The 22,697-nt window shown below is 52.6% G+C and carries 17 protein-coding genes; 1 reads left to right on the forward strand and 16 read right to left on the reverse strand.

What is annotated here, in order from left to right:
- Positions 1-184 precede the first annotated feature (184 nt).
- The 4 genes from mukB to cmoM are packed head-to-tail and all read right to left on the reverse strand — an operon-like array spanning position 185 to position 7,435.
- Complete coding sequence (gene mukB / locus I6L54_RS17155) at positions 185-4,645, reverse strand: chromosome partition protein MukB (protein WP_040231813.1); 4,461 nt, start codon at positions 4,643-4,645, stop codon at positions 185-187.
- Positions 4,645-5,349 (reverse strand): chromosome partition protein MukE, encoded by a 705-nt coding sequence (mukE, locus tag I6L54_RS17160; RefSeq protein ID WP_040231811.1) that lies wholly within the window; start codon positions 5,347-5,349, stop codon positions 4,645-4,647. Before mukE ends, mukB begins: the two co-directional genes overlap by 1 nt.
- Positions 5,330-6,652 (reverse strand): chromosome partition protein MukF, encoded by a 1,323-nt coding sequence (gene mukF, locus I6L54_RS17165; protein WP_005123549.1) that lies wholly within the window; start codon positions 6,650-6,652, stop codon positions 5,330-5,332. The genes mukE and mukF overlap by 20 nt, the downstream gene beginning before the upstream one ends.
- A 3-nt stretch (positions 6,653-6,655) precedes the next feature.
- Positions 6,656-7,435, reverse strand: coding sequence for a tRNA uridine 5-oxyacetic acid(34) methyltransferase CmoM (gene cmoM, locus I6L54_RS17170; protein ID WP_040231810.1), 780 nt, complete (start codon positions 7,433-7,435; stop codon positions 6,656-6,658).
- Positions 7,436-7,570: 135 nt separating this feature from the next.
- On the opposite strand from cmoM, the gene elyC reads away from it, so the two are divergent.
- Positions 7,571-8,347, forward strand: coding sequence for an envelope biogenesis factor ElyC (gene elyC, locus I6L54_RS17175; protein ID WP_005123552.1), 777 nt, complete (start codon positions 7,571-7,573; stop codon positions 8,345-8,347).
- Here the strand turns inward: elyC and I6L54_RS17180 are convergent.
- The 12 genes from I6L54_RS17180 to serC all read right to left on the reverse strand — a co-directional run bounded on the left by I6L54_RS17180 (position 8,324) and on the right by serC (position 22,443).
- A complete protein-coding gene (locus tag I6L54_RS17180) occupies positions 8,324-9,217 on the reverse strand; it encodes a YcbJ family phosphotransferase (RefSeq protein WP_005123553.1) in 894 nt (297 codons plus the stop codon). The genes elyC and I6L54_RS17180 overlap by 24 nt on opposite strands.
- Positions 9,218-9,434: 217 nt before the next feature.
- Complete coding sequence (gene kdsB / locus I6L54_RS17185; RefSeq protein WP_005123554.1) at positions 9,435-10,181, reverse strand: 3-deoxy-manno-octulosonate cytidylyltransferase; 747 nt, start codon at positions 10,179-10,181, stop codon at positions 9,435-9,437.
- Positions 10,178-10,360 carry a protein YcaR gene (ycaR, locus tag I6L54_RS17190; protein ID WP_003035793.1) on the reverse strand — a complete coding sequence of 61 codons (183 nt, stop codon included), beginning with the start codon at positions 10,358-10,360 and terminating at the stop codon, positions 10,178-10,180. The genes kdsB and ycaR overlap by 4 nt, the downstream gene beginning before the upstream one ends.
- A 51-nt stretch (positions 10,361-10,411) precedes the next feature.
- Positions 10,412-11,644, reverse strand: a complete 1,233-nt coding sequence (locus I6L54_RS17195; RefSeq protein WP_005123555.1) for a winged helix-turn-helix domain-containing protein — start codon at positions 11,642-11,644, stop codon at positions 10,412-10,414.
- A 41-nt stretch (positions 11,645-11,685) separates the two neighbouring features.
- On the reverse strand, positions 11,686-12,663 hold the full coding sequence (lpxK, locus tag I6L54_RS17200; RefSeq protein WP_040231809.1) for a tetraacyldisaccharide 4'-kinase: 978 nt from the start codon (positions 12,661-12,663) through the stop codon (positions 11,686-11,688).
- Positions 12,660-14,408, reverse strand: coding sequence for a lipid A ABC transporter ATP-binding protein/permease MsbA (msbA, locus tag I6L54_RS17205; RefSeq protein WP_040231807.1), 1,749 nt, complete (start codon positions 14,406-14,408; stop codon positions 12,660-12,662). Before msbA ends, lpxK begins: the two co-directional genes overlap by 4 nt.
- A gap of 36 nt (positions 14,409-14,444) precedes the next feature.
- Positions 14,445-16,709: a ComEC family protein gene (locus I6L54_RS17210; protein WP_040231806.1), complete on the reverse strand. Its 2,265-nt coding sequence runs from the start codon at positions 16,707-16,709 to the stop codon at positions 14,445-14,447.
- 206 nt (positions 16,710-16,915) lie between these two features.
- Entirely contained in the window at positions 16,916-17,200 is a 285-nt protein-coding gene (ihfB, locus tag I6L54_RS17215; protein ID WP_003035780.1) for an integration host factor subunit beta, read from the reverse strand.
- 159 nt (positions 17,201-17,359) lie between these two features.
- On the reverse strand, positions 17,360-19,033 hold the full coding sequence (gene rpsA, locus I6L54_RS17220; protein WP_003035776.1) for a 30S ribosomal protein S1: 1,674 nt from the start codon (positions 19,031-19,033) through the stop codon (positions 17,360-17,362).
- A 113-nt stretch (positions 19,034-19,146) separates the two neighbouring features.
- Positions 19,147-19,830: a (d)CMP kinase gene (gene cmk, locus I6L54_RS17225; protein ID WP_005123561.1), complete on the reverse strand. Its 684-nt coding sequence runs from the start codon at positions 19,828-19,830 to the stop codon at positions 19,147-19,149.
- A 171-nt stretch (positions 19,831-20,001) separates the two neighbouring features.
- Positions 20,002-21,285: a 3-phosphoshikimate 1-carboxyvinyltransferase gene (gene aroA / locus I6L54_RS17230; protein ID WP_040231805.1), complete on the reverse strand. Its 1,284-nt coding sequence runs from the start codon at positions 21,283-21,285 to the stop codon at positions 20,002-20,004.
- 69 nt (positions 21,286-21,354) lie between these two features.
- The gene (serC, locus tag I6L54_RS17235; RefSeq protein ID WP_040231803.1) at positions 21,355-22,443 is read right to left on the reverse strand and encodes a 3-phosphoserine/phosphohydroxythreonine transaminase; all 1,089 of its coding nucleotides are present in this window, start codon (positions 22,441-22,443) and stop codon (positions 21,355-21,357) included.
- Positions 22,444-22,697 lie beyond the last annotated feature (254 nt).

Raw genomic sequence — 22,697 nt, forward strand, 5'->3', positions numbered from 1 at the left:
CCTGTAAAACGCCAATACATTCTGAAGTATGACGAGCAAGCCCGGTGACGCGTTAGGCTTACCTTCAGTATATAAACATCAAATCATTTTTGCCTAACCTAATGTAAAGAAGTCTAAAGAAATTACACCAGGTATCATGAGCATATCGGAAAAGAAAAAGGCGGCTTTAGCGCCGCCTTTTTACTTAGCTTGCCTGCGAAGAGGCATCTTCTATCCCAGGTAACGGCTCAGGCAACTGAGGGGCAAAACCACGCAGACCCACCACGTGAACGTGTTCGGTATTCTGGAAGACTTTACGCACCAGTTTGTAGGTTGTGCCTTTCTCCGGGCTGATATTTTCCGGCGCAGCAATAATCAGCTGCATCTGCAAACGCTCGCACAGTTCAAACAGGGTTGCGATGGAGCGGGCATCGAGTCGTGCGGCTTCATCAAGGAACAACAGGCGGCATGGCGAGATATCTTTCCCACGCAGTCTACGACCTTCATCTTCCCAGCTTTGAACAACCATCACGAGGATTGACATCCCGGTACCGATCGCTTCCCCTGTGGACAGCGCGCCCGATTCGGCACGCAGCCAACCGTCAGAACCACGGTTAACCTCAACTTCCATTTCCAGGTAGTTGCGGTAGTCGAGCAGTTCTTCACCAATGGTTTGCGGCGTACGCTGTCCCATGTCGATCTGCGGATTAAGACGCTGATACAACTTCGCCAGCGCTTCAGAGAAGGTCAGACGGTTGCTGTTAAACAGGTCCTGATGCTGTTCATGCTGCTCGGACAGGACATCCAACAAAGTAGCGTGCGTTTCTCGCACGTTTACGTTCAGACGAACGCTGTTTACCTGACCAAACGACACGCTTTGCAGACCCTGGTTCAACATACGAATACGGTTCTGTTCACGCTGAATCGTCTTACGAATAATATTCGCCACGCTGCGAGAGCTGATAGCCAGCTTCTGTTCACGGGAGGTTAACTCTTCCGTCAGACGGCTCAATTCAATCTCCATCTGCTCGATGGCTTCGACCGGATCGTCGGTACGGATAATATCCTGGCGAATACGTTCACGCAGATGCTGGTAAACCGCGACAAAAAACTGAATTTTACGTTCTGGACGTTTGGGATCTTCAGACATGCGCAGCACATCGCGCAAATGTTCGTTATCCGCAACGGCCAGACGCAGCGCGCCGAGCGCCTTATCCGACATCGAGCGCAGTTCATCACCGGACAGATACGCCAACTCGCGACGGTGCAGACGGCGCTCAACGCCGTTGTCTTTCACCATCCGCATGACTGCACACCAGCCGGCTTTGGCGGTAACTACCTGCTCGCGCATTTCATGATAATCACGTTCCAGCTTGCGCAGTCTGCGGGTCAGGTTTTCCATCTCCGCTTCGCAGAAGGTCAGTGCTTTCTCAAGTTGGTTGCGGCGTGCACGGTTGTTGCTGAGCTGCGCATGCAGTTCGTCACGACGGATACGCGCGCGCTCTTCGGCACCGCTGTCCGCACGAACGCCAATATCCTGCAGTTCACGTTGTAAATCGTTAAGCAGCTCTTTCTTGGTGTCGTAGGAGCTTTTCAGCGAGGCCATAACCTGATTGTACTGGCTCAACTGCGCGGCGTGGCTGCGCAACGCTTCACGGGCGCGGGTACGTTCAGCTTCCGCCTGTTCCAGACGTTCACGCAGTTTCTCATTCAGATCGCTGTTGCCGCTCAGCATTTCGGCGGAGTCGGAATAGCTAAAGTGCGCCCGGCGCTGAACGACTTCAGTGAGTGCAAAGGCCTGCTGGCGTGCATCACGCTGCGTCTGCTGAGAATACGCGTAGTCTTCTTTCAGCTGTTCAAACTGCTCCGGGTCATTTTGCAGAACGGAAACCATCGGCTCCAGCTTGGCTAACTGATTGCCGTGCTGCTGCACAAAACGCGCCGCTTCCTGGGCTTCATCCAGACGTTCGCGAATTTCGTCCACACGATCGGCCAGCGTGTCATCCGCCAGCAGATTCAAACGCGGCAGCAGGCGGTTAAGAGCAGAAACCCCCTCTTTCGCCTGTTCAAACTGCGTGCGGCTTTGCTGATTATCATTTTCATGGTTGGTCAGCGCACGTTCGAGTTCAACGCGACGGCTGTTCAACTGACGAATTTCGGCTTCCGGATCGGCCTCAAACGCCACCGACAGATGGCTGCCGATAAAGCGGCTAAACGCCTGGTGCAGACGTTGGGTTTTCTGGACGTCAAAAGAGAGCGTTGCAAAACGTTCAGACAGCCCCTCACGCTCGGCGTGTAGCGTTTCGATGCGGCTTTCACGCGCGGCACGACCAAAAATCGGCACCGTTGGGAAGCGGGAGTAACGCCACTGGCGCTCGGCGGTTTTCACCACCACCGCTTTTTCCAGCTCATCGACACTGAAAACGCTGTCATCAAACGACTGCGGATCCCCTTCGATGAAGTAGAGGTCTTCCGGGCAATCCGTCAGCCCATCAAGTTGCTCAGTAATCAGCGACAGATCCGGCACCACGATGGCATGACGCGAAGGACCGTAAAGCGCAGAGAAGTACGGCGCATCTTCAAGGCTAACATCGTCATAGATTTCAGACAGCAACACGCCGCCGAAGCGTTCTGCCAGCGCGTTCAGACGCTGATCTTCCGCCCCGCCCGGCTGGCTTAGACGTTCAATCTCTTCATCAACTGCATTTTTACGCGCGCCGACTTCATCACGCTCAACAATGGCTTCACGCTCGCGCTCCAGCAACTGTTGCAGGTACTCGGTGACGTCCTGGCTGGAGGTAAATTCTTCGCCACACTGTTCGCTAAGCTGGTTCAGGCTATTTTGCGCGGCCAGCCAGACCGGCGCGCGTTGCATCAAATGCTGGATACGAGACTGCAACTGCTCCTGCTCCTGGCGCAACGTCATACGTTGTTCGCTGGCAGAAGAGACGCTGTCCGACAAGGCGGCGATACGCGCTTCCAGCTCCTGGTGCAGTGCTTCCAGCTCATCGATATCGAACTGTTTACCCTGACGCTTGCAGAATTCAGCCAGCAGACGCTCGGCTTCCTGCTGTTCGCGCAAACGCTGTTCCAGCTCGCTCAAACGCATGCGCAATGGCTGAACCTGTTCCGCCAGGTGGCGCTGTTCAACACCTTCGCGCAGCAGCTCACGTGCGACGCCCCAGGCATCACCACGTGCCAGTGGGCCGTTGATAGCCGCCACCAGCTGATAAGCCTGCTCGAACTGACTGTGCGCGGTTTGTGCCACGCTCATTTTTTGTTCCAGCGTCAGCAGTTTTTCAGTGGCTTCCTGCTCTTTCGCCTGGAACGTCTCCAGCCATTCGGCAGCACTGTCGGGCGTCAGATCCGGTAAGTGACAGAGCTCTTTCGCCCGATTTAGCGCCTGAATCGCCTGAGTGTACTGGATGGCGCGCGTTTGCTGAACGTCCAGCGCCTGCTGGTAATCGGCAAGCTGGCTTTTCAGCTCATCCACTTCCAGTTCGGCGGCTTCCGCGCGGGCTTCGTTTTCATCCTGGCGGTCAACGGCTTCCGCGACCACCTCATTTTGTTCTTCGAGACGAACCTGCAGTTCTTCGAGATCCGCTTCGTAGCGTTCAATTTTTTCCTGCTGACGCAGCGCGGTTTGCACCAGATTCAGGTGATCGCTTGCCGCCTGATAATCCGCTTCCAGATCGCCTTCCGCGCCGTTATGCTCGCCCAGTTCACGCGCCATATCCACGTGCTTGTACTGCTCTGCGGCCAACTGCTTGCGTGAGGTATGCAGCTCACGACGATATTCCAGCGCTTTATCAAGATGGATACGACGTTCGTTGGCGTGGCGCATATAATCCGCAGCCACATAGTTGGTCGCTTCGCTGATCAAATGCTTAAACAGGTCACGATCTGACTGGGTGACGCGAATCGCTTCCAGCGTCATGCGGTTTTCACGTAGCGCCGCTTCCATATCCTGGAACGCTTTACGCACGCCGCCGTTTTCCGGCAGCAGGTAGTCACGCAGCGAGCGGGTAATGGCGCTGGAAATACCGCCGTACAGTGAGGCTTCAATCAGGCGATAGAATTTACTACGGTCAGAGGCAGAGCGCAGACGACGGGCGATGATCCCCAGATCGAACATCAACGAGTGATAATCGGTGATTGAGTTAAACTGCTTAAACTGCACACCTTCCATCTCATCAAGCTTCTCTTTCAGCTCTGCGAGAGACAGAACGCGAGCCTGGCGTTCGTTCAGGGTTTCCGTAACCAGTTGGGTTGGCTGCACCGACATCGGCAACCCCTGAATCGCAAACGGCTTGATGTCCACTTTACGATCGCGCCCGGCAACCTGCTGCAGACGCACGCCGACGACCACACGCTGATGGCGCGAGTTGAGCACGTCAAGCATTGAGTAACAGACACCTGCTTTCAGCTTACCGTGCAGGCCTTTATCACGTGAGCCGCTGGTTGCACCGGCTTCGGTGGTGTTACGGAAATGCAGCAGAGTCAAGTCAGGGATGAGCGCCGTAACAAATGCCGCCATGGTAGTGGATTTACCCGCACCGTTACCGCCGGACAGCGTGGTAACCAGTTCATCAAGGTCAAACGTACGGGCAAAAAAACCATTCCAGTTAATCAGCGTAAGTGAGCGAAATTTACCGCGTTCAATCATTATTCTTCTTCTCCACTGTCCGGCTGATTATCTTCTGGCTCATCGTTAAGCTGCAGGCGGTTCTCGACCGGCATCGCTTCGCCATCACGAATCAAGCGACGCTGCGCTTCGCGCGGATCGTCACCGCTGCGTACATCCGCGCCAAAGCGGAAGACTGATTCCGTAATACGGAATTTGCTGCTGTCATGACCCATAAACCATACCATGCCTAAGCGGCGGAGACGGTTTAGCGAAGAACGAACCTTTTCCTGGAGTTTCTGGCGATCAACGTCCGAACCGGTTGAACGGTTGTTCACCAGCTTCAGCAGTTTGGCTTCATCCGCCAGCGTTAATAGCTCGTCATACAGCTCTTGCTGGGTAAAAATCCCTTCGTTCGCCAGGCGTTCCGGGCTGAGATAGAGATAGCAAAGAATTTTACCGACCATCATATCCAGTTCAGACAGAACCGAACGGGGAATGAGCGTCGTTGAACGTGGACGAAGGTAGAAGAACCCTTCCGGGGCACGGATCAATTCCACGTTATAGCGGTTGTAAAACTCTTCAAAATATTCCTGAAAATCCATCAGGAAGGCATGATTATCCAGTTCATCCAGGCCGATATGGCGACCCGAACGTAAAGCGCTATCCAGCGCTGGAAATAACGGATTCGCCAGCGCCTGCGCCAGCTTTACCGGCATCACTTGTTCAATATTTGTCAATGACATGCGCCTGTACCTTGGCTCCGTAATCATTAATCGGCTGCCATTTCGCGGGCAGTCCGGTGAAGTCTGCTTGCGCTACGCCAAGACGTACCGCCTGATCAATAACAATACGCGCTACGTCGAAGTGACGCGCACGTGGGTATTGCGCCAGATACTCGCGCACGACCAATCCGAGATCCAGTGGCGTTTGTCTGGATTTATAGATAGCCAACTGCTCTTCGATAATTGCCGCCAGCTGTTCGCGGATCTCGTTAAATTCTTCATATTCCAGATCGGCGGGCAACTCGCCGGTGACCTCTTCATCACGCAGCACCATCTCTTCGTCGCGCATATCCAGCAGACGATCGGCGTTGGCATAGGTCAGCGCCCACGGATCGTCAAAGTAGGTCTGCACGGACTGGCGCAGACGCTGGGCAAAGACGCGGTTTTTGTCCATATCGATCGCGGTACGGATAAACTTGTGCACGTGACGATCGTAACCGATCCACAAATCGATGGATTGCTGACCCCAGCTGATAATGCGATCGAGCTTGCTTTGTAAGTCAAACACCAACCGGTCGACAAAATGCAGATCGTCATGTGCCATCGTCGCATCCTGAATGCGTAACAGGTTCGCCTGGAGCTTATCGCCTGCGGCTTCCAACGTATCCTGCAGCTCACGCAGCGTACCTGACGTTTCAGACAGCAGCATTTCACAGCTGGAAATTGCCGCCCGCCAGTCCTTATTCAGCAACTGTGCAATATCGTCTTTTACCTGCTGCTGCTGCTCATCCATAATGCGCTGAGTCAAATCAATACTGTCGAAAATTTCCGCTACCGAATACTTCAATGGCGCATAGACGTTGCGGTGCCAGTGGAATTCATCACCACCTTCCGCGGCGGCATCTGCCGCACGCTTCAGCTCACCAGCAACAATCGACAACTGCATCGACAAACGCAATGTAGAGAATTCGCGCTGACGAATATAGTAATCCGTGATGCCAATTCCCAGCGGCGTTAAACGATAAATAGCGTTACCTTCCGCCTGCTCGCTGGTAAAGCGGTTCAGCAGACGTTGACGTACCATGTCGTTAATCGCGTTATTGGCGCGAACACCGATGGTTTCGCTGGTTTGCTCAAACGCATCACTCACATGGCGGAACGCATCCACCAGCTCGCCTTCACTCATCTCACCGTCAAGTCGCTCACCGTTCAGCGTGGCTACCGCCAGCAGGAACGAAAGTCTGTCTACCGGCAGAGAAATGGAGAAGTCATTTTTTCTGGCCCAGGCAACCAGTTCGGGGACTGTCTGGGAAAATTCACTCATAGGTTATCCTTGCATCTGCGGTTTGCGCGCGGTGACATGAATATAGCGGCCAAGGCTGATATACGGTTCCTGGCGGCAATAGCGCGTTTCTAACTCAAGTAACATTTCATAACCGTCACGCTGTTGATGCTTATCTCGCAGATAATCATGAAACACGCGTACGCCTGTCTTACCGGTTATCTGCCAACCGATCTCTTCCAGCCACTGATAAACCTGTCCTGGTTCACGCGGATAGTCTGGTGAAAGCGTACGTTTTTTACGTTTTGGCATCCCAACCTGCACATAGTCGAAATTCCCTGCGACCATGTTGTGCATCAGCAGACCGTTAGCATTGTAGAACATTAACGATAACGCGCCGCCGGGACGTAATACCGACCACAGGGTTTGCAGCACGCAAACCGGTTCGGCCACCCATTCCAGCACAGCATGAAACAATATCAGATCAACCGGGCTTTCCAAATGCGCAGCAACATCCTGAGCGGCGCATTGTATGAAATGCATGTTTCCGCTCACACCTTTTGCCTCTGCTGCCTGTTGCGCACGGGCGATCATCTCACCGGACAGGTCGCATAATGTCACGAAGTGACCGCGCTCCGCCATTTTGATGGCCGTTTGCCCTTCGCCCCCCCCTGCATCCAGAATATGTAATTTCTGTTCACCGAGCGTGGGCAGTAGGCGATCCAAATCCTGCCAGAGAATAGCCTGTCTTAATTGACCTTTGGTGGTGCCGTAAATGTTACGGGAAAACTTCTCTGCAATGTCATCAAAATTGCGATCCCGCATCGGGCTCTCCACAGGCTGGCTTTAGGGCGACTAAGTAAAACCGCTATTTTGTCACACCCACGCCGAGAATGAACCTTCCTGGTGTAATATCCCTGCAGATCCCCTGCTGTATGGTTAAAAAAGGAACCAAAAAGGATGCTTTTTACGCTGAAGAAAGTGATTGGCGGTATGATGCTGCCGCTTCCGTTGATGCTGCTTGTGATGGGCATCGGCCTGGGGTTAATCTGGTTTAGCCGCTTTCAGAAAACGGGGAAAGTGTGTATTAGTCTGAGTTGGCTGGCGCTGTTACTTCTTAGTTTGCAGCCCGTCGCCGATAGCCTGTTGAAACCGCTTGAGGATAGTTATCCAACCTGGCAGGATAGGCAAAAAGTGGAGTACATTGTGGTGTTGGGTGGCGGATATACCTGGAATCCGCAGTGGGCGCCGAGTTCAAACCTGATCAACAACAGCCTTCCACGTCTGAATGAAGGTATTCGCCTATGGCGCGCAAACCCGGGATCGAAGCTTATCTTTACCGGCGCTGCCGCAAAGACCAATACTGTCAGCACGGCTGAAGCTGGCGCTCGCGTGGCGCAGTCGCTGGGCGTCCCCCGCAGCGAGATCATTACGCTGGATAAACCTAAAGATACCGAAGAAGAAGCGACCGCAGTGAAACAGGCCATTGGCGATGCGCCGTTCCTGCTGGTGACATCCGCATCGCACTTACCGCGTGCGATGATTTTCTTCCAGCAGGCCGGACTGTATCCTTTGCCTGCACCCGCCAATCAACTGGCCATCGATTCCCCACTCAATCCGTGGGAGCGGGCAATTCCTTCGCCTGTCTGGCTGATGCATAGCGATCGTGTTGGTTACGAAACGTTGGGGCGCATCTGGCAGTGGCTAAAAGGTTCAGGCGAGCCACGGCAGCAGTGATTTCGTTGCCAGGTCAAAGTTGGAACGATTAAAACGTCCGGTATTGACCAGTTGCGCAACCTCATCCCATAACACATACAACCAGCGCCGCCAGATGAACGACTCCGCCACTGGCGCGCGCTGCAGGTATTGCCATAGCAGGCTTTCCGCCAGCGCATTATCCATTAAGCGGAACAGTTCATATTCCCTCGGCGCCCACAACATCAACCCAGGCCCCACCATCGCCAGAAGCTGATCGCTACGGGCGTCTTTAAGCATACTGCGTAAGCTGAAATTACCGTGGATCAGCACACAGTTATCATTGAATCCTTCAAATAAAGCGGGCAAACACTCACGGGTGCGAAACAGGATCCGTTTGTCCTGCATCGTCAGCCCGGTATTGTTGAACTGACTTAGCGTAGTCCACAGCACCTCTACTCGCTGACGATACCAGGATGGCCAGATATTCTCTTGCGTGTTATCCACCATTCCCACACAGCCGCGGCTATCCTGCCGATGCCATGAAAGCAGACCTTCTACAATCTGATCCTTTAAATGTTCCCAGCGTTCGGGCGTTCTGGCAGGCGCTTCTACCGGCACACCGCGTAAACGCTCAAGCAACAGGACATCAGGGCCGGGATGCTCTTCGTGCGTTAAGACACCATAAATGACTGGCATACGCACCGTCCCGCTGCGTGCCAGCATGGTGGTTTTCCATGCTAACTGCTGCGCCATCCCCGGTGTGGTGAAACTTCTCGCCATCAGTGGCATCGGATTTCCCTGGCTGTCATACAGTGACCACAGAGCCGTATCCACTTTTTCATTTACGCATTCAATACGACTGAGTTTTTCACCCAGCAGATGGCTGAGTTCGGCACGCAACTGTTCCATTTCAGATTGCCCTCATAAATGCTACTGCTTTCATAATGAGCGTCGTGCAGACAGATGTCACCCGGATGAGATCAATTGATGAAAAGAAAAGTGGAGGAAAAGCGTAACGATACGATACGCCTCCCAAAAATACGCGTCATACTTCAAGCTGCAGGTGAGTAAAGCCTCCTGCAACTTAAATTATTCAGCGTATCTTAATGGAGAATCGTGAGAAAAACTAAGGCATCTCAGCGCGAACACGCTCAAGATCTTCAGCGGTATCAACCCCTGTGCCAGGAACTTCCTTAGCAACGGCGACGTGAATTTTTTCGCCGTACCACAGCACACGCAGTTGCTCCAGCATTTCAATATGCTCAAGCGGACTCGGCTGCCAGTTTACATAACGGCGAATAAATCCGGCGCGATAACCGTAAATGCCCAGGTGACGCAGGAAAGTATCGCCCACCGTTTCGAGGCTTTTGGCGAAACGGTCGCGATCCCACGGAATGGTCGCGCGTGAAAAATAGAGCGCATAACCTTCGGCATCCAGCACAACTTTTACCGCATTCGGATTAAATGCCTCTTCCGCGCTGTGAATCGGGGCTGCAAGGGTCGCCATACCAACCTGGCGCTGCGCCAGATTCTCAGCGACCTGGCGAATAATGACCGCCGGGATCATCGGCTCATCACCCTGTACGTTCACGATAACGGTATCATCGCTAAAACCACATTTCTCGACAACTTCCGCCAGTCGCTCCGTGCCAGACTGGTGATCGGCACGTGTCATGCACACTTCGCCACCCACCGCTTCTACCGCACGAGCGACATCTTCATGATCGGTAGCAACAATAATACGCTCAGCGCCAGATTCACGCGCTCGCTCCAGCACATGCACAATCATGGGCTTGCCGTTGATATCCAGCAGCGGCTTACCCGGTAAACGTGTGGACGCATAACGCGCAGGAATAATGACCACAAAACTCATGATTTACTCTCATCAGCAGTCAGAACACGGGCTTCGGTTTCCAGCAAAACTGGAATGCCATCGCGCAGTGGGAAAGCAAGGTTATCCAGTTTACAAATCAGTTCCTGTTTTTCCTGGTTAAACCAGAGTTTGCCATTGCATACCGGGCAGGCAATGATTTCAAGCAGACGATGATCCATAGTTCCTCCAGATGGACCGGATTGTGAATCCGTAAATATTAACATAATCAATTAAGAGGCTGGGTCTATTTCCCAACCGTGCCGGGAGTCAGCAAATAAACCGTCCGGGCAATTCCCCAATGTCACTCGCGTCGCCTGCTGCCAGCGAGCAAAATCACTGATGGCCTGGAGCAAGCCTTTTTGCAGAGTAACTCCTGGTTTGATGCCATCCTGCAACCACAGCGAAATAACCTCCAGCACGCCGGTTTTACGGTGCATTTTGGCGTCCATGCGCCCAACTAACTGCCCGCGATACAGCAGCGGCAAGACGAAATAACCATACTGACGTTTGGGCGCTGGCGTATAGCATTCCAGTCGGTAGCTAAAATCAAACAGCTGTTCTGCCCGTTTACGATCCCAGACCACCGGATCAAACGGGGATAAAACAGCGCTGTGGGTGGCAGTCAACTTTCCCGCCAGAGCAAGTTCCAGTTGCGGCTGAAGGTGGCTATGCAGCCACAAGGTGCCCAGCCCTTCTACATCAACAGGAATTATATGTCGCTGTTCCCTTCGCATATCGCACCAGTTTTTTAACGCCGGACGCTTCAGGCGATAGTAGTCCGCCAGCCACTGCTCACGGAAAATACCCAAACTACGGGCGCTGTTATCCAGCATCACAATTTCGGCTTCATCCTGCGACAGCCGGTCACGCTCATCATCCCAATGAGGCATGACGCGATGCGTTAAATCATACACTCGCTGAAAATTACGCCGCTCCACCACCATCACTTTCCCGGATGTAAAAAGCCCTTCCAGATGCCGCTTTTGTGGTTTCCATTCCCACCAGCCGCTGGCCCCCTTACGCGAATGCTCGAAATCGGCTGAACGTACCGGCCCGTTATGCTGGATATGCTGCAACAGTTGCTCTATTTCATGAGCATGTTCTTTCATCCACGCCGCTTTGTATTTCCAGCCCATTTTTTCCGGAGCCAACATACGATGGCGTATCAGCGTAAAGTCGCTGCGCGGTAAAAAACAGGCTTCATGCGCCCAATACTCCATCAGTTCGCCCTGCATTAAGGAGTCATCGAGCCATTGGGGGGAATAGTCGCCCAAACGACTAAACAGCACCAGATAGGGGCTGCGCGCGACAATATTGATGGTATCGATTTGCAGTAACGACATGCGCGAAATGGTGGGAAGAATATCTGCAGGCGTTGCCCGACGGCGTGTTTTTTTCAGCAGCCCCTGGGCAGCAAGGTGAAGATGACGGGCATCCGTCAGAGAAAGACGCGGCAACAACATTTATGGCCTCATAAATGATTCGCTGCCGCAGCGTGAATCAGTCAGCGAGTCAGCGAGATTAAGCTATCCAGCAACGCATCAGGCCGTTCGCCTGACAGATGTGCGTCAACGGGTAAATACCACCAGTTATCATTGGCAAATGCGCGGCATTTCACGGCATCTTTTTCCGTCATCACCAGCGTTTGTCCTTCGGCTAACAACGCACTGACGTCACTGTAGGTCAGAGACTGATGGTCCGCCAGTGCGACACATTTTTGTGGCCTGGCGCCACATGCCTCAAGCGTGGCAAAAAAACGGGGGGGATGGCCGATACCCGCCATGGCGACAATATCAGGCAGTTGCGCGACATCGCGGCGTTCACCAGTACGTAAATTAACGGCCAGCCCAGGCTCAAGATGCATGGGAATTTCACCCGGTCGCGCCACACCGCCATTAACGATCGTGGCATCCACCGATTTCAGCCGACCCGCACGCTCACGCATTGGGCCCGCAGGGAGCCACCAGCCGTTACCAAACCGACGAACACCGTCAATCACCACGATTTCCACATCACGTGCCAGACGATAGTGCTGTAACCCATCGTCTGTCACAATAATCTGCACATCATGGTGAGCAAGGATCGCTTTTACCGCATCCGATCTTACCGGAGATACCGCTACGGGTACGCCGGTACGTTGAAAGATAAGCACAGGCTCATCACCCGCTTCTGCGCTAGTAGTGTCTGCTGTTAGCAATAGCGGATAAGTCGCCGCTTTCCCGCCATAGCCACGAGACACTACGCCCACACGAATACCGCGTTGCTGCAGCTGTTCAACCAGCCAGATGACTACCGGTGTTTTACCATTGCCGCCTGCGGTAAGATTGCCGACCACCACCACCGGTACTGGCGCACGCCATGCACGTTTAAGCCCAAGCTTGTAGCATAGACGAATCCCGCCACTCACCAGACCATACAGCCAGGAAAGTGGCAATAATAATCGCCACAACGGCGATTCACCGGACCAGATACGTGCGATCATTGACCAAATTGCATTTTATGTAATTGTGCATAAACCCCACGCTGCTCAAGCAGTTCGCTATGGGTTCCGCGCTCAACAATCAGCCCGTCTTCTACCACGATGATCTCATCCGCCTGTTCAATGGTAGAAAGGCGGTGAGCAATAACCAGAGAGGTACGGTTTTTCTGTAGCTCATCAAGTGCAGACTGAATCGCGCGTTCGGATTCGGTATCCAGCGCCGACGTAGCTTCATCGAGGATCAGGATCGGACTGTCGCGCAGCAAGGCGCGAGCAATGGCGATACGCTGGCGCTGACCACCTGAAAGCAGCACGCCGTTTTCGCCAATCACCGTATCCAGACCATCATCCATCTTGTTGATGAAATCCATGGCGTAGGCCATCTGCGCAGCTTTTTCGATCTGCTCACGGCTATACATATCGGTACGCGCGTAGGCAATATTGTTGGCAACCGTATCATTGAACAGGTGAACGTTCTGCGATACCAGCGCCACCTGATCGCGCAGAGATGACAGGGTGTATTCACGCAGGTCGTGCCCATCCATCAGAATCTGCCCTTCATCGATATCGTAGAAGCGCGTGATCAGGCTGGCGATAGTGGATTTACCCGAACCAGAACGTCCAACCAGGGCAACAGTTTTGCCCGCCGGAATATTCAGGTTGATGTTACGTAACGCAGGAATGTCACGGCCCGGGTAGGTAAAGGTCACATTACGGAACTCCAGATCGCCGGAAGCGCGCTCAATGACGCGTTTACCTTCATCTTTCTCTTGTTCACTATCCAGAATCGTAAATAAGGTCTGGCATGCCGCCATACCGCGCTGGAACTGTGCATTGACGTTAGTCAGTGACTTCAGCGGACGCATCAGGGCGATCATTGAAGAGAAGACAACGGTGATTGTCCCTGCCGTCAGGTTTTCCATTACGCTTGGGAAACTGGCCGCATATAACACGAAGGCCAGAGCCAGAGACGCAATCAGCTGGATGATAGGGTCAGAGATAGAAGAGGCGGAAACCATCTTCATACCCTGCAAGCGCATCTTGTTGCTGACTTTGTCAAAACGCTTGGTTTCAACTTCCTGACCACCAAAAATCAATACTTCTTTGTGGCCTTTCAGCATTTGCTCTGCGCTGGTGGTCACCTGCCCCATGGTGTTTTGCATGTTTTTACTGATGCTACGAAAACGCCTGGAGACCACTCGAATGGCCACCGATACGATGGGCGCCAGCACAATCAGGATCAATGACAGCTGCCAACTGTAGTAGAACATCATGATAAACAGGCCAATAATTGAGGCTCCTTCACGTACCACAGTGATCAATGCGCCGGAAGACGAAGACGCGACCTGCTCGGAATCATAGGTAATACGTGATAGCAACGTGCCTGTAGACTGTTTATCAAAAAAGGCGACAGGCATGCCCATCATATGACCAAACAGGCGGCGACGCATGGTCATGACCACTTTACCTGACACCCATGAAATGCAGTAGCTGGAGACATAGCTCGTAATACCGCGAACTATCATTAGCCCAATGACCACCAGAGGCATCCACAGCAGCACAGAGCGATCAGTTTTACCAAAACCATCATCCAGTAATGGCTTGAGGAGCGATAACATGAAGGTATCGCTGGCCGCGTTAAGGACTAACGCTATACCCGCCACGATCAGACCCGATTTAAAAGGCGCTATGGTTGGCCATAGTCGGCGAAACGTCTGCCACGTAGAGAGATCTTTATCGTTATGCATTCAAAAAACCAGCATTTGTTAGAATAGCCGCATATTCTACCCGTTATCCTCCAACACGCCAAACCACTGATGATACCAACGGGGTAAAATCTGATCCCGTAAGCTGCGTACTCGCCAACTTTTTTGATAAATATCCAGCGTGATTTGCCCCTGGTGGGGTGTGTCCAGCCACTGATAATTTTGTTGCCGGTAACGCTGTCGGACTTTCCATGACGGTAGACGCCAGGCATTGTAGCGGGATGCTGAGGCTATTGCGGCCTGTCCGCTAACGCGTTGAATCAGCGCCAGTGAGGATGATGTGTTACTCCCATGGTGTGGAACCTGCACAAACGTAGCCTGCAGATGCTGCCAGTAGTGACTTAGCATTTTTTGTTCAGCAGAGGATTCAATATCACCTGTCAGGAGAATACTCTGATGTCCGTCATCCACCTTTACCACGCAGGAATGGTTATTCCCCAGCTCTTTATTTCCACTGACTGGCCAATGTGCGCTAAATGTTAATCCCTGCCATTGCCAACGCTCCCCGCGAAAACAAGGGAGATGCCCTTTCCAGCCCAACGGACTTCTGACCCACAGTGACGGCCAGGCTTGCCGTAGTGATTGCAACCCTCCCCGATGATCCAAATGTTCGTGGCTTAGAATTACCCCTTGCGGTTCCAGGTTGTGCCAACGTAGCCAGGGAATGATCAACTGCTGCGCACTATCGCCCTCGGGCCAGGCCAACCCGGTATCATAGAGAATCGCTTTGCCATTACGGACAATCACCATTGCCAGCCCCTGTCCTACATCCAGCATATGTACCTGCCACAAATCAGCGCGGGGTGTTCTCCAGAACGGCCCACTCAATAACAAAAGCCCGGTAAAACAGGCAACCGGTAGCGTTTTCCAGGCATTTAATCGCCATGCAATAAGCATCAGCCATGGGGACAGTGCAAGCCATCGCCAACGCGCATCAATGTTGAGCCATCCTTCCGGTAAGCTATTGAGACCCCAAAATAACAGCGCCAGGGAACGGTCAGCGAGATACCACAGGCCTGCCTCAATCATCACCTGACCGGTTAAATGCACGACCATACCCGCTAATATCAGAGGAACTGAAACAAATGTGACCAGCGGTACCGCAAATAAATTGGCCAGAAATGAGCTCAGGCTAACACCGTGAAATAATGCGATTTGGGCAGGCAGAAGCAGAAGCGTAATGCCAAATTGCAAATGAGCAAGCGCCAGCACTGCACGTCCGATACGCGAGAGCGGCCAGTACGGCATCGGCATCCACTGATACCAGAATATCAGTGCCGCCACAGCGAAAGCAGACAACCACAGACTTTGTGAAAGCACCGCGACCGGATCCACTACCACAATTGCTGCCAGGCAGGTAATCCAGACCGTCCAGTCACTCCACTGCCTGCCGCTTAGTTTTAGTGCCCCCCATACCATTAGCGCGATGACCGTGCGTAATGCCGGTGGTTGCAGGCCCGTCAGCCAGGCATAAAATGCAGCGCAGAGCACACCCCCGACTAGCGGAGCCTGCCAGCAGATCCAGCGTGTCGGCATTAAAAATTGTCCACCTCGTATCAGTCCGCCAGCGAGGAGTGCGGCAAAAGCAATATGCAGCCCGGAAATGGCCATCAAATGTGCTGTTCCGGTATCACGCATTATATTTTTTACCGCCTGCGATACAGACAAACGTTCTCCCATCCCCAGCCCCAGTATGACTTGCTGCCAGGGATAGGCGGCAAGCGTGGTTTTTAGCGAGGAGAGATAACGTGCACGCAGACTGCATTGCGGCGTAATCACTGAGGCCTGCAGAAAACGCCCCGTCAGCGGCTGATGCTGTGCCAATGCATAGCGCTGGCTATCAAATCCACCTTCATTCAGTTGCCCATGCACAGCGCGAACTTTCAGCGTCATCGCCCATGTCTGACCAGCGCAAACATCGCCGGGTAAATACTGCCCATACAGTACGACGCCAACGGCAGGAAATATCCGGCTCCCCTGAAGGTGTGTAATCTGACCGTAGTGCGTGGTCATATTGTCAGTCCCGGTTATTTGAACGATAGCCTGCTGCGTTTTGGCCGGGAGCGCATCACCAGTCCAGATAACCTCTTTCGCTGCCAGTATTCCCCACAGGAAAAACAGCAGGACTAACCCGGCGTAATGCATATATCGATGAGGAATGAGGCAAAGCAGACACGCCAGACCAAATACAAAGCTGACACACAGCATGTCAGGTAATACGGGTAATACCGTCAGCGGGAGAATGCCGCATAACGCACACGTACTGACTGTTGTTATTTTCATATGACACCTCCCTGTGACAGGGAGTGTGCAGGACAACTCAGCAGATGTCTGGCAGTTATTTACCGGTAAACGAGGTGCATTCCGCTGTTATTTAACTGCAGATGTAACATACAAATAAGTTGGGAGGGAGATTCCAGTACAGAGAGGTAAAAATGAAAAAAGCACCCATACAGGTGCTTTTCTCGGAGCTAAGTCTTGCTGAGGACTTAACCGTAAATATTGGCGCGATCGCGCAGTTCTTTACCTGGTTTAAAGTGCGGAACGTATTTTCCTTCCAGGTCCACTTTATCGCCGGTCTTCGGATTACGTCCGGTGCGTGGTGCGCGGTAATGCAAAGAGAAGCTGCCGAAACCGCGGATTTCAATACGCTCGCCCTGCGCAAGAGTCGAGGCCATATGTTCCAGCATCTCTTTTACTGCATCTTCAACCGCTTTCGCGGGAATATGAGGTTGCTGGGTTGCAAGTCTTTCAATCAATTCTGACTTGGTCATGATTCCTCCGGTTCCTTAAAGGCAAAATTAGCTGCTGCATTGATTAAGGGCGGCCGTAGCCGCCCTTTGTCATTGATTACAGGACGAATCCTGTAATCTGTCAAGCTACTCGTCACCCTTTGTGCTGTTAACAGCACAAAGGATTTAGAGCACTCGATATTACTCGCCTTTAGCTGCTTTGAAAGCTTCAGCCATTGCGTTGTTAGAGAAGTTAGCATCTTCCTGTTTGTTAACAGTTGCGATTGCATCTTTCTCATCAGCTTCGTCTTTAGCACGAACAGACAGGCTGATTGCACGGTTCTTACGATCAACGCCGGTGAATTTAGCTTCAACGTCGTCGCCTACGCTCAGAACCAGAGTTGCATCTTCAACGCGGTCGCGGGAAGCTTCAGAAGCGCGCAGGTAACCTTCAACGCCGTCAGCCAGTTCTACGGTTGCGCCTTTAGCGTCAACTGCAGTGACTTTACCGTTTACGATTGCGCCTTTCTTGTTCAGTGCAACCCAGTTGTTGAACGGATCTTCTGCGAGCTGTTTAACGCCCAGAGAGATACGCTCACGTTCTGCATCAACCTGCAGAACAACTGCTGCGATTTCGTCGCCTTTTTTGTATTCACGTACTGCTTCTTCGCCTGCAACGTTCCAGGAGATGTCAGACAGGTGAACCAGGCCGTCGATGCCGCCGTCCAGGCCGATGAAGATACCGAAGTCAGTGATAGACTTGATTTTACCTTCAACACGGTCGCCTTTGTTGTGGGTTTCCGCGAACTGCTGCCATGGGTTGTTTTTGCACTGCTTCAGACCCAGGGAGATACGACGACGTTCTTCGTCGATATCCAGAACCATAACTTCCACTACGTCGCCAACGTTAACAACTTTGGACGGGTGGATGTTTTTGTTGGTCCAATCCATTTCGGAAACGTGAACCAGGCCTTCAACGCCTTCTTCGATTTCAACGAAGCAGCCGTAGTCGGTCAGGTTGGTCACGCGACCAGTCAGTTTGGTACCTTCCGGATAACGCTTAGCGATAGCTACCCATGGATCTTCGCCCAGCTGTTTCAGGCCCAGAGATACACGAGTACGCTCGCGGTCGAACTTCAGCACTTTAACAGTGATTTCGTCGCCAACGTTTACGATTTCGCTCGGATGCTTAACGCGTTTCCATGCCATGTCGGTGATGTGCAGCAGGCCGTCAACGCCACCCAGATCAACGAATGCACCGTAGTCAGTGAGGTTCTTAACGATACCTTTAACTTCCATGCCTTCCTGCAGGTTTTCCAGCAGCTGATCGCGTTCTGCGCTGTTTTCGGATTCGATAACGGCACGACGGGAAACAACAACGTTGTTACGCTTCTGATCCAGCTTGATTACTTTGAATTCAAGCTCTTTGCCTTCCAGGTGCAGCGTGTCGCGGACCGGACGAACGTCTACCAGGGAACCCGGCAGGAACGCGCGAATACCATTCAGCTCAACAGTGAAGCCACCCTTGACTTTGCCATTGATAACACCAGTAACGGTTGCAGCTTCTTCGTAAGCTTTTTCCAGCGTGATCCAAGCTTCGTGACGTTTAGCTTTTTCACGGGACAGCAGGGTTTCACCGAAGCCGTCTTCTACTGCATCCAGAGCAACGTCAACTTCGTCACCAACCTGGATTTCCAGCTCGCCCTGGGCGTTTTTGAACTGCTCTGCCGGAATGGCGGACTCAGATTTCAGACCGGCGTCAACCAGTACTACGTCTTTGTCGATAGCAACAACAACACCACGAACGATGGAACCCGGACGGGTTTCGATTTCTTTTAAGGATTCTTCAAACAGTTGAGCAAAAGATTCAGTCATGTTTAATCTTCAGGTTTCATATTTAACGTCCACCTGGCTCCATGCCGGATGGGGTTGTTTAACATACCCGCTGTCAATCCATTGCAACGGGGGTACTGCAAATTCGGTCGCACTTATGCGAGAGCCAGTTTTTGGCGCGCGTATTGTAACGCTTTTTCAATCACTTGCTCAATGCTTAATCGGGTTGAATCCAAAACTAAAGCATCAGCAGCGGGAACCAGCGGCGCTACAGCACGGTTACGATCGCGGTAATCGCGTTCTTCGATCTCGGCCAAAAGGCGTTCAAAGTTAACACTAAAGCCCTTTTCCTGCAACTGTAGCATACGTCTATGCGCACGTTCTTGCGAGGAGGCGTCCAGAAAAATTTTCACTGGTGCATCCGGGAATACCACGGTCCCCATGTCACGTCCGTCGGCAATCAGGCCGGGCGCTTCACGAAACGCGCGTTGACGACGTAACAGCGCTTCGCGTACGCGAGGAAACGCAGCGACCTGAGAGGCGGCATTCGCCACTTCCTGGGTGCGGATTTCACCGCTGACATCTTCGCCTTCCAGAATGACTTCCAGGTTGCCGTCCGTTGAGATAAAACGCACATCCAGGTGTGAGGCAAGCGGTACCAGAGCATCTTCAGAAGTGACATCAACATGGTGATGTAACGCTGCGAGCGCCAGTACGCGGTAGATCGCGCCTGAATCTAACAGATGCCACTGCAATGCTTCCGCCATTGCCTTGCACAAGGTGCCTTTTCCTGCACCGCTTGGGCCATCAATGGTAATAACCGGGGCAATTGCCGTCATCTTTTTCTCCTTAAACGGGCATACGTTAACGTGAACGCCGCGCATTATACGCGCCAACGACAATGATCGTTATCTTTGTGTGAAAAATGCAGAATCATTGAAGCTGAGTGTAGAATAAATAGACAATCGGAGATGTTAGAATGTGCCGCACCAGTTAGTGCGGCAACAAAATCAGGCAGGAGTACTAATACGCGCCAACTGTTCGAAATAATCCGGGAAGGTTTTGGCGGTGCATTTAGGGTCCAGAATGGTTACCGGCGTGTCAGACAACGCTACCAGCGAGAAACACATCGCCATACGGTGATCGTTATAGGTCGCAATATCCGCAAACTGCAGCTTAACCGGCGGAGTGATACGGATAAAATCATGCCCCTCTTCAACTTCCGCGCCCACTTTCCGCAACTCCGTTGCCATCGCAAACAGACGGTCGGTCTCTTTGACGCGCCAGTTGTAAATGTTCCGTAAAGTCGTTGTGCCCTTTGCAAACAACGCGGCGGTCGCAATGGTCATTGCCGCATCAGGAATATGGTTCATGTCCATATCGACAGCGTTCAACTCACCGCGAGTACAGGCAATAAAATCATCACCCCATGTCACGGTCGCGCCCATTTTTTCCAGCACATCAGCAAAGCGAATATCACCCTGCATGCTATGACGCCCAATCCCGGTAACCTTCACCGTACCGCCTTTGATCGCGCCAGCCGCAAGAAAATACGAGGCCGATGAAGCGTCGCCTTCTACCAGATAGGCGCCCGGAGACTGGTACTGTTGGTTGCCCTGCACGACAAAACGTTGGTAGTTCTGGTTTTCAATGTCAACACCAAACGTTTTCATCAGGTTCAGTGTGATATCAATGTAAGGTTTGGATACCAGCTCACCTTTAATGGCGATCGTCGTGTCCTGCGGCGCCAGCGGCGCAGTCATCAGCAATGCAGTGAGGAACTGGCTGGATACGCTGCCGTCTACCTCAACTTGCCCTCCGGTGAAACCACCGCGCAGACGTAGAGGCGGATAATTTTCCTGCTCCAGGTATTCAATGTTGGCTCCGCCCTGGCGTAACGCATCAACCAGATGACCAATCGGGCGCTCTTTCATGCGCGGTTCGCCCGTCAGCACGATGTCATTGCTGCCCAGGCACAGCGCTGCGGCCAGCGGGCGCATTGCGGTTCCGGCATTGCCAAGGAACAGCTCTACAGCGCCTTCTGCATGCAGCGCGCCGCCGTTACCGATTATCTCGCAACGCGTGCGATCGGCAGAAAGGGTATAGCTAATCCCTAACGCATTCAGCGCATTCAGCATATGGCGGACATCATCGCTGTCCAGCAGGTTGGTCAGGACAGTGGTGCCATTTGCTAATGCAGCCAGCAGCAAAGCGCGGTTAGAAACACTTTTGGATCCAGGCAGATTGATGGTGCCATCCACCCGCGCAATGGGTTGTAACGTCAGGGATTCCATGAAACTCAACTCTCAAAAACAGACATAAAAACCCCACAGGCTGGCTGTGGGGATGAAAAGTACAGCAGATTAGCCGCGGCGGCGCTCGAAATCGACCATGAAATCGGTCAGTGCTTTTACGCCTTCCAGCGGCATAGCGTTATAGATTGAAGCCCGCATTCCGCCAACTACACGGTGCCCTTTCAGCGCGTGCAGGCCCGCAGCGAAAGACTCTTCCAGGAAAAGTTTATCCAGTGCGCTGTCAGCCAACTGGAACGGGACGTTCATGCGTGAACGGTTCGATTTCGCCACATCGTTGCGGTAGAAATCGCTGTTATCAATCACGCCGTACAGCAGTTCCGCTTTTTGCTGGTTAATTTTATCCATCGCGTTAACACCGCCTTGCCCTTTCAGCCATTTAAAGACCAGGCCAGACAGATACCAGGCAAAGGTCGGTGGCGTGTTAAACATGGAGTCGTTGTCATTCAGTACGGTATAGTCAAGGATCGACGGGCAAGACACGTGGGCTTTACCCAGTAAATCTTCGCGTACGATGACAATCGTCAGCCCGGCCGGGCCGATGTTTTTCTGCGCTCCGGCATAAATTACGCCATAACGGCTAACGTCAAGCGGTGCGGAAAGAATAGTCGAGGACAGATCCGCCGTAACCACCACATTGCTGGCAAAATTCGGCGTTTCATCAATCGCGATACCGTCGATGGTTTCGTTCGGGCAATAGTGCAGATACGCCGCGTTGTCAGAAAGCTGCCATTCACTCATCGGCTTAACAGCGCGCAGGCCGTCAACGGTGACTTTGGCATCAATAACGTTTGGCGTGCAGTACTTTTTCGCTTCTTTAATCGCGCTGGCTGCCCAGTAACCGGCATCGACGTAATCCGCCGTCGTTTTATCACCCAGAATATTTAACGGAATACCCGCAAACTGCCCACGACCACCGCCATGGCAGAACAACACTTTATAGTTGGAGGGGATACTGAGAAGATCGCGAAAATCCTGCTCCGCTTCCTCTGCAACCTGGATGAACTCTTTGCCACGGTGGCTAATTTCCATTACCGACGTGCCAAGACCGTTCCAGTCACAAAGATCCTGTTGAGCCAGTTTAAGTACTTCTGCCGGTAGCATTGCCGGACCTGAACTAAAATTGAAGACCTGAGCCATTTCCCCTCACCACGTTGTGTTGTTGTCCAATCAACATCCTGTCGTTTACGATAATTCCTGTGACAGACATTGGGTATAAGTTATTCCTGTGGATATCGGTTTTATCATTCAGTGACACGCGCCGCAATGGGTAAAACCGACCAGGGCAAAAATGAGCGATGCGTCACACAACAGAATCTATCGGATTGACGGATAAAAACCGAGATTTTCGCTATCAGGTGGCCCGTTTTGCCCGACTGGCCTTCGACCATTCT

It is taken from the genome of Citrobacter pasteurii (assembly GCF_019047765.1).
Lineage (GTDB): Bacteria > Pseudomonadota > Gammaproteobacteria > Enterobacterales > Enterobacteriaceae > Citrobacter > Citrobacter pasteurii.

Excerpts from the sequence above, each read along its gene's own strand:
- mukB (WP_040231813.1), bottom strand. The coding sequence starts at position 4,645 with ATGATTGAACGCGGTAAATTTCGCTCACTTACGCTGATTAACTGGAAT.
- mukE (WP_040231811.1), bottom strand. The coding sequence starts at position 5,349 with ATGTCATTGACAAATATTGAACAAGTGATGCCGGTAAAGCTGGCGCAG.
- mukF (WP_005123549.1), bottom strand. The coding sequence starts at position 6,652 with ATGAGTGAATTTTCCCAGACAGTCCCCGAACTGGTTGCCTGGGCCAGA.
- cmoM (WP_040231810.1), bottom strand. The coding sequence starts at position 7,435 with ATGCGGGATCGCAATTTTGATGACATTGCAGAGAAGTTTTCCCGTAAC.
- elyC (WP_005123552.1), top strand. The coding sequence starts at position 7,571 with ATGCTTTTTACGCTGAAGAAAGTGATTGGCGGTATGATGCTGCCGCTT.
- I6L54_RS17180 (WP_005123553.1), bottom strand. The coding sequence starts at position 9,217 with ATGGAACAGTTGCGTGCCGAACTCAGCCATCTGCTGGGTGAAAAACTC.
- kdsB (WP_005123554.1), bottom strand. The coding sequence starts at position 10,181 with ATGAGTTTTGTGGTCATTATTCCTGCGCGTTATGCGTCCACACGTTTA.
- ycaR (WP_003035793.1), bottom strand. The coding sequence starts at position 10,360 with ATGGATCATCGTCTGCTTGAAATCATTGCCTGCCCGGTATGCAATGGC.
- I6L54_RS17195 (WP_005123555.1), bottom strand. The coding sequence starts at position 11,644 with ATGTTGTTGCCGCGTCTTTCTCTGACGGATGCCCGTCATCTTCACCTT.
- lpxK (WP_040231809.1), bottom strand. The coding sequence starts at position 12,663 with ATGATCGCACGTATCTGGTCCGGTGAATCGCCGTTGTGGCGATTATTA.
- msbA (WP_040231807.1), bottom strand. The coding sequence starts at position 14,408 with ATGCATAACGATAAAGATCTCTCTACGTGGCAGACGTTTCGCCGACTA.
- I6L54_RS17210 (WP_040231806.1), bottom strand. The coding sequence starts at position 16,709 with ATGAAAATAACAACAGTCAGTACGTGTGCGTTATGCGGCATTCTCCCG.
- ihfB (WP_003035780.1), bottom strand. The coding sequence starts at position 17,200 with ATGACCAAGTCAGAATTGATTGAAAGACTTGCAACCCAGCAACCTCAT.
- rpsA (WP_003035776.1), bottom strand. The coding sequence starts at position 19,033 with ATGACTGAATCTTTTGCTCAACTGTTTGAAGAATCCTTAAAAGAAATC.
- cmk (WP_005123561.1), bottom strand. The coding sequence starts at position 19,830 with ATGACGGCAATTGCCCCGGTTATTACCATTGATGGCCCAAGCGGTGCA.
- aroA (WP_040231805.1), bottom strand. The coding sequence starts at position 21,285 with ATGGAATCCCTGACGTTACAACCCATTGCGCGGGTGGATGGCACCATC.
- serC (WP_040231803.1), bottom strand. The coding sequence starts at position 22,443 with ATGGCTCAGGTCTTCAATTTTAGTTCAGGTCCGGCAATGCTACCGGCA.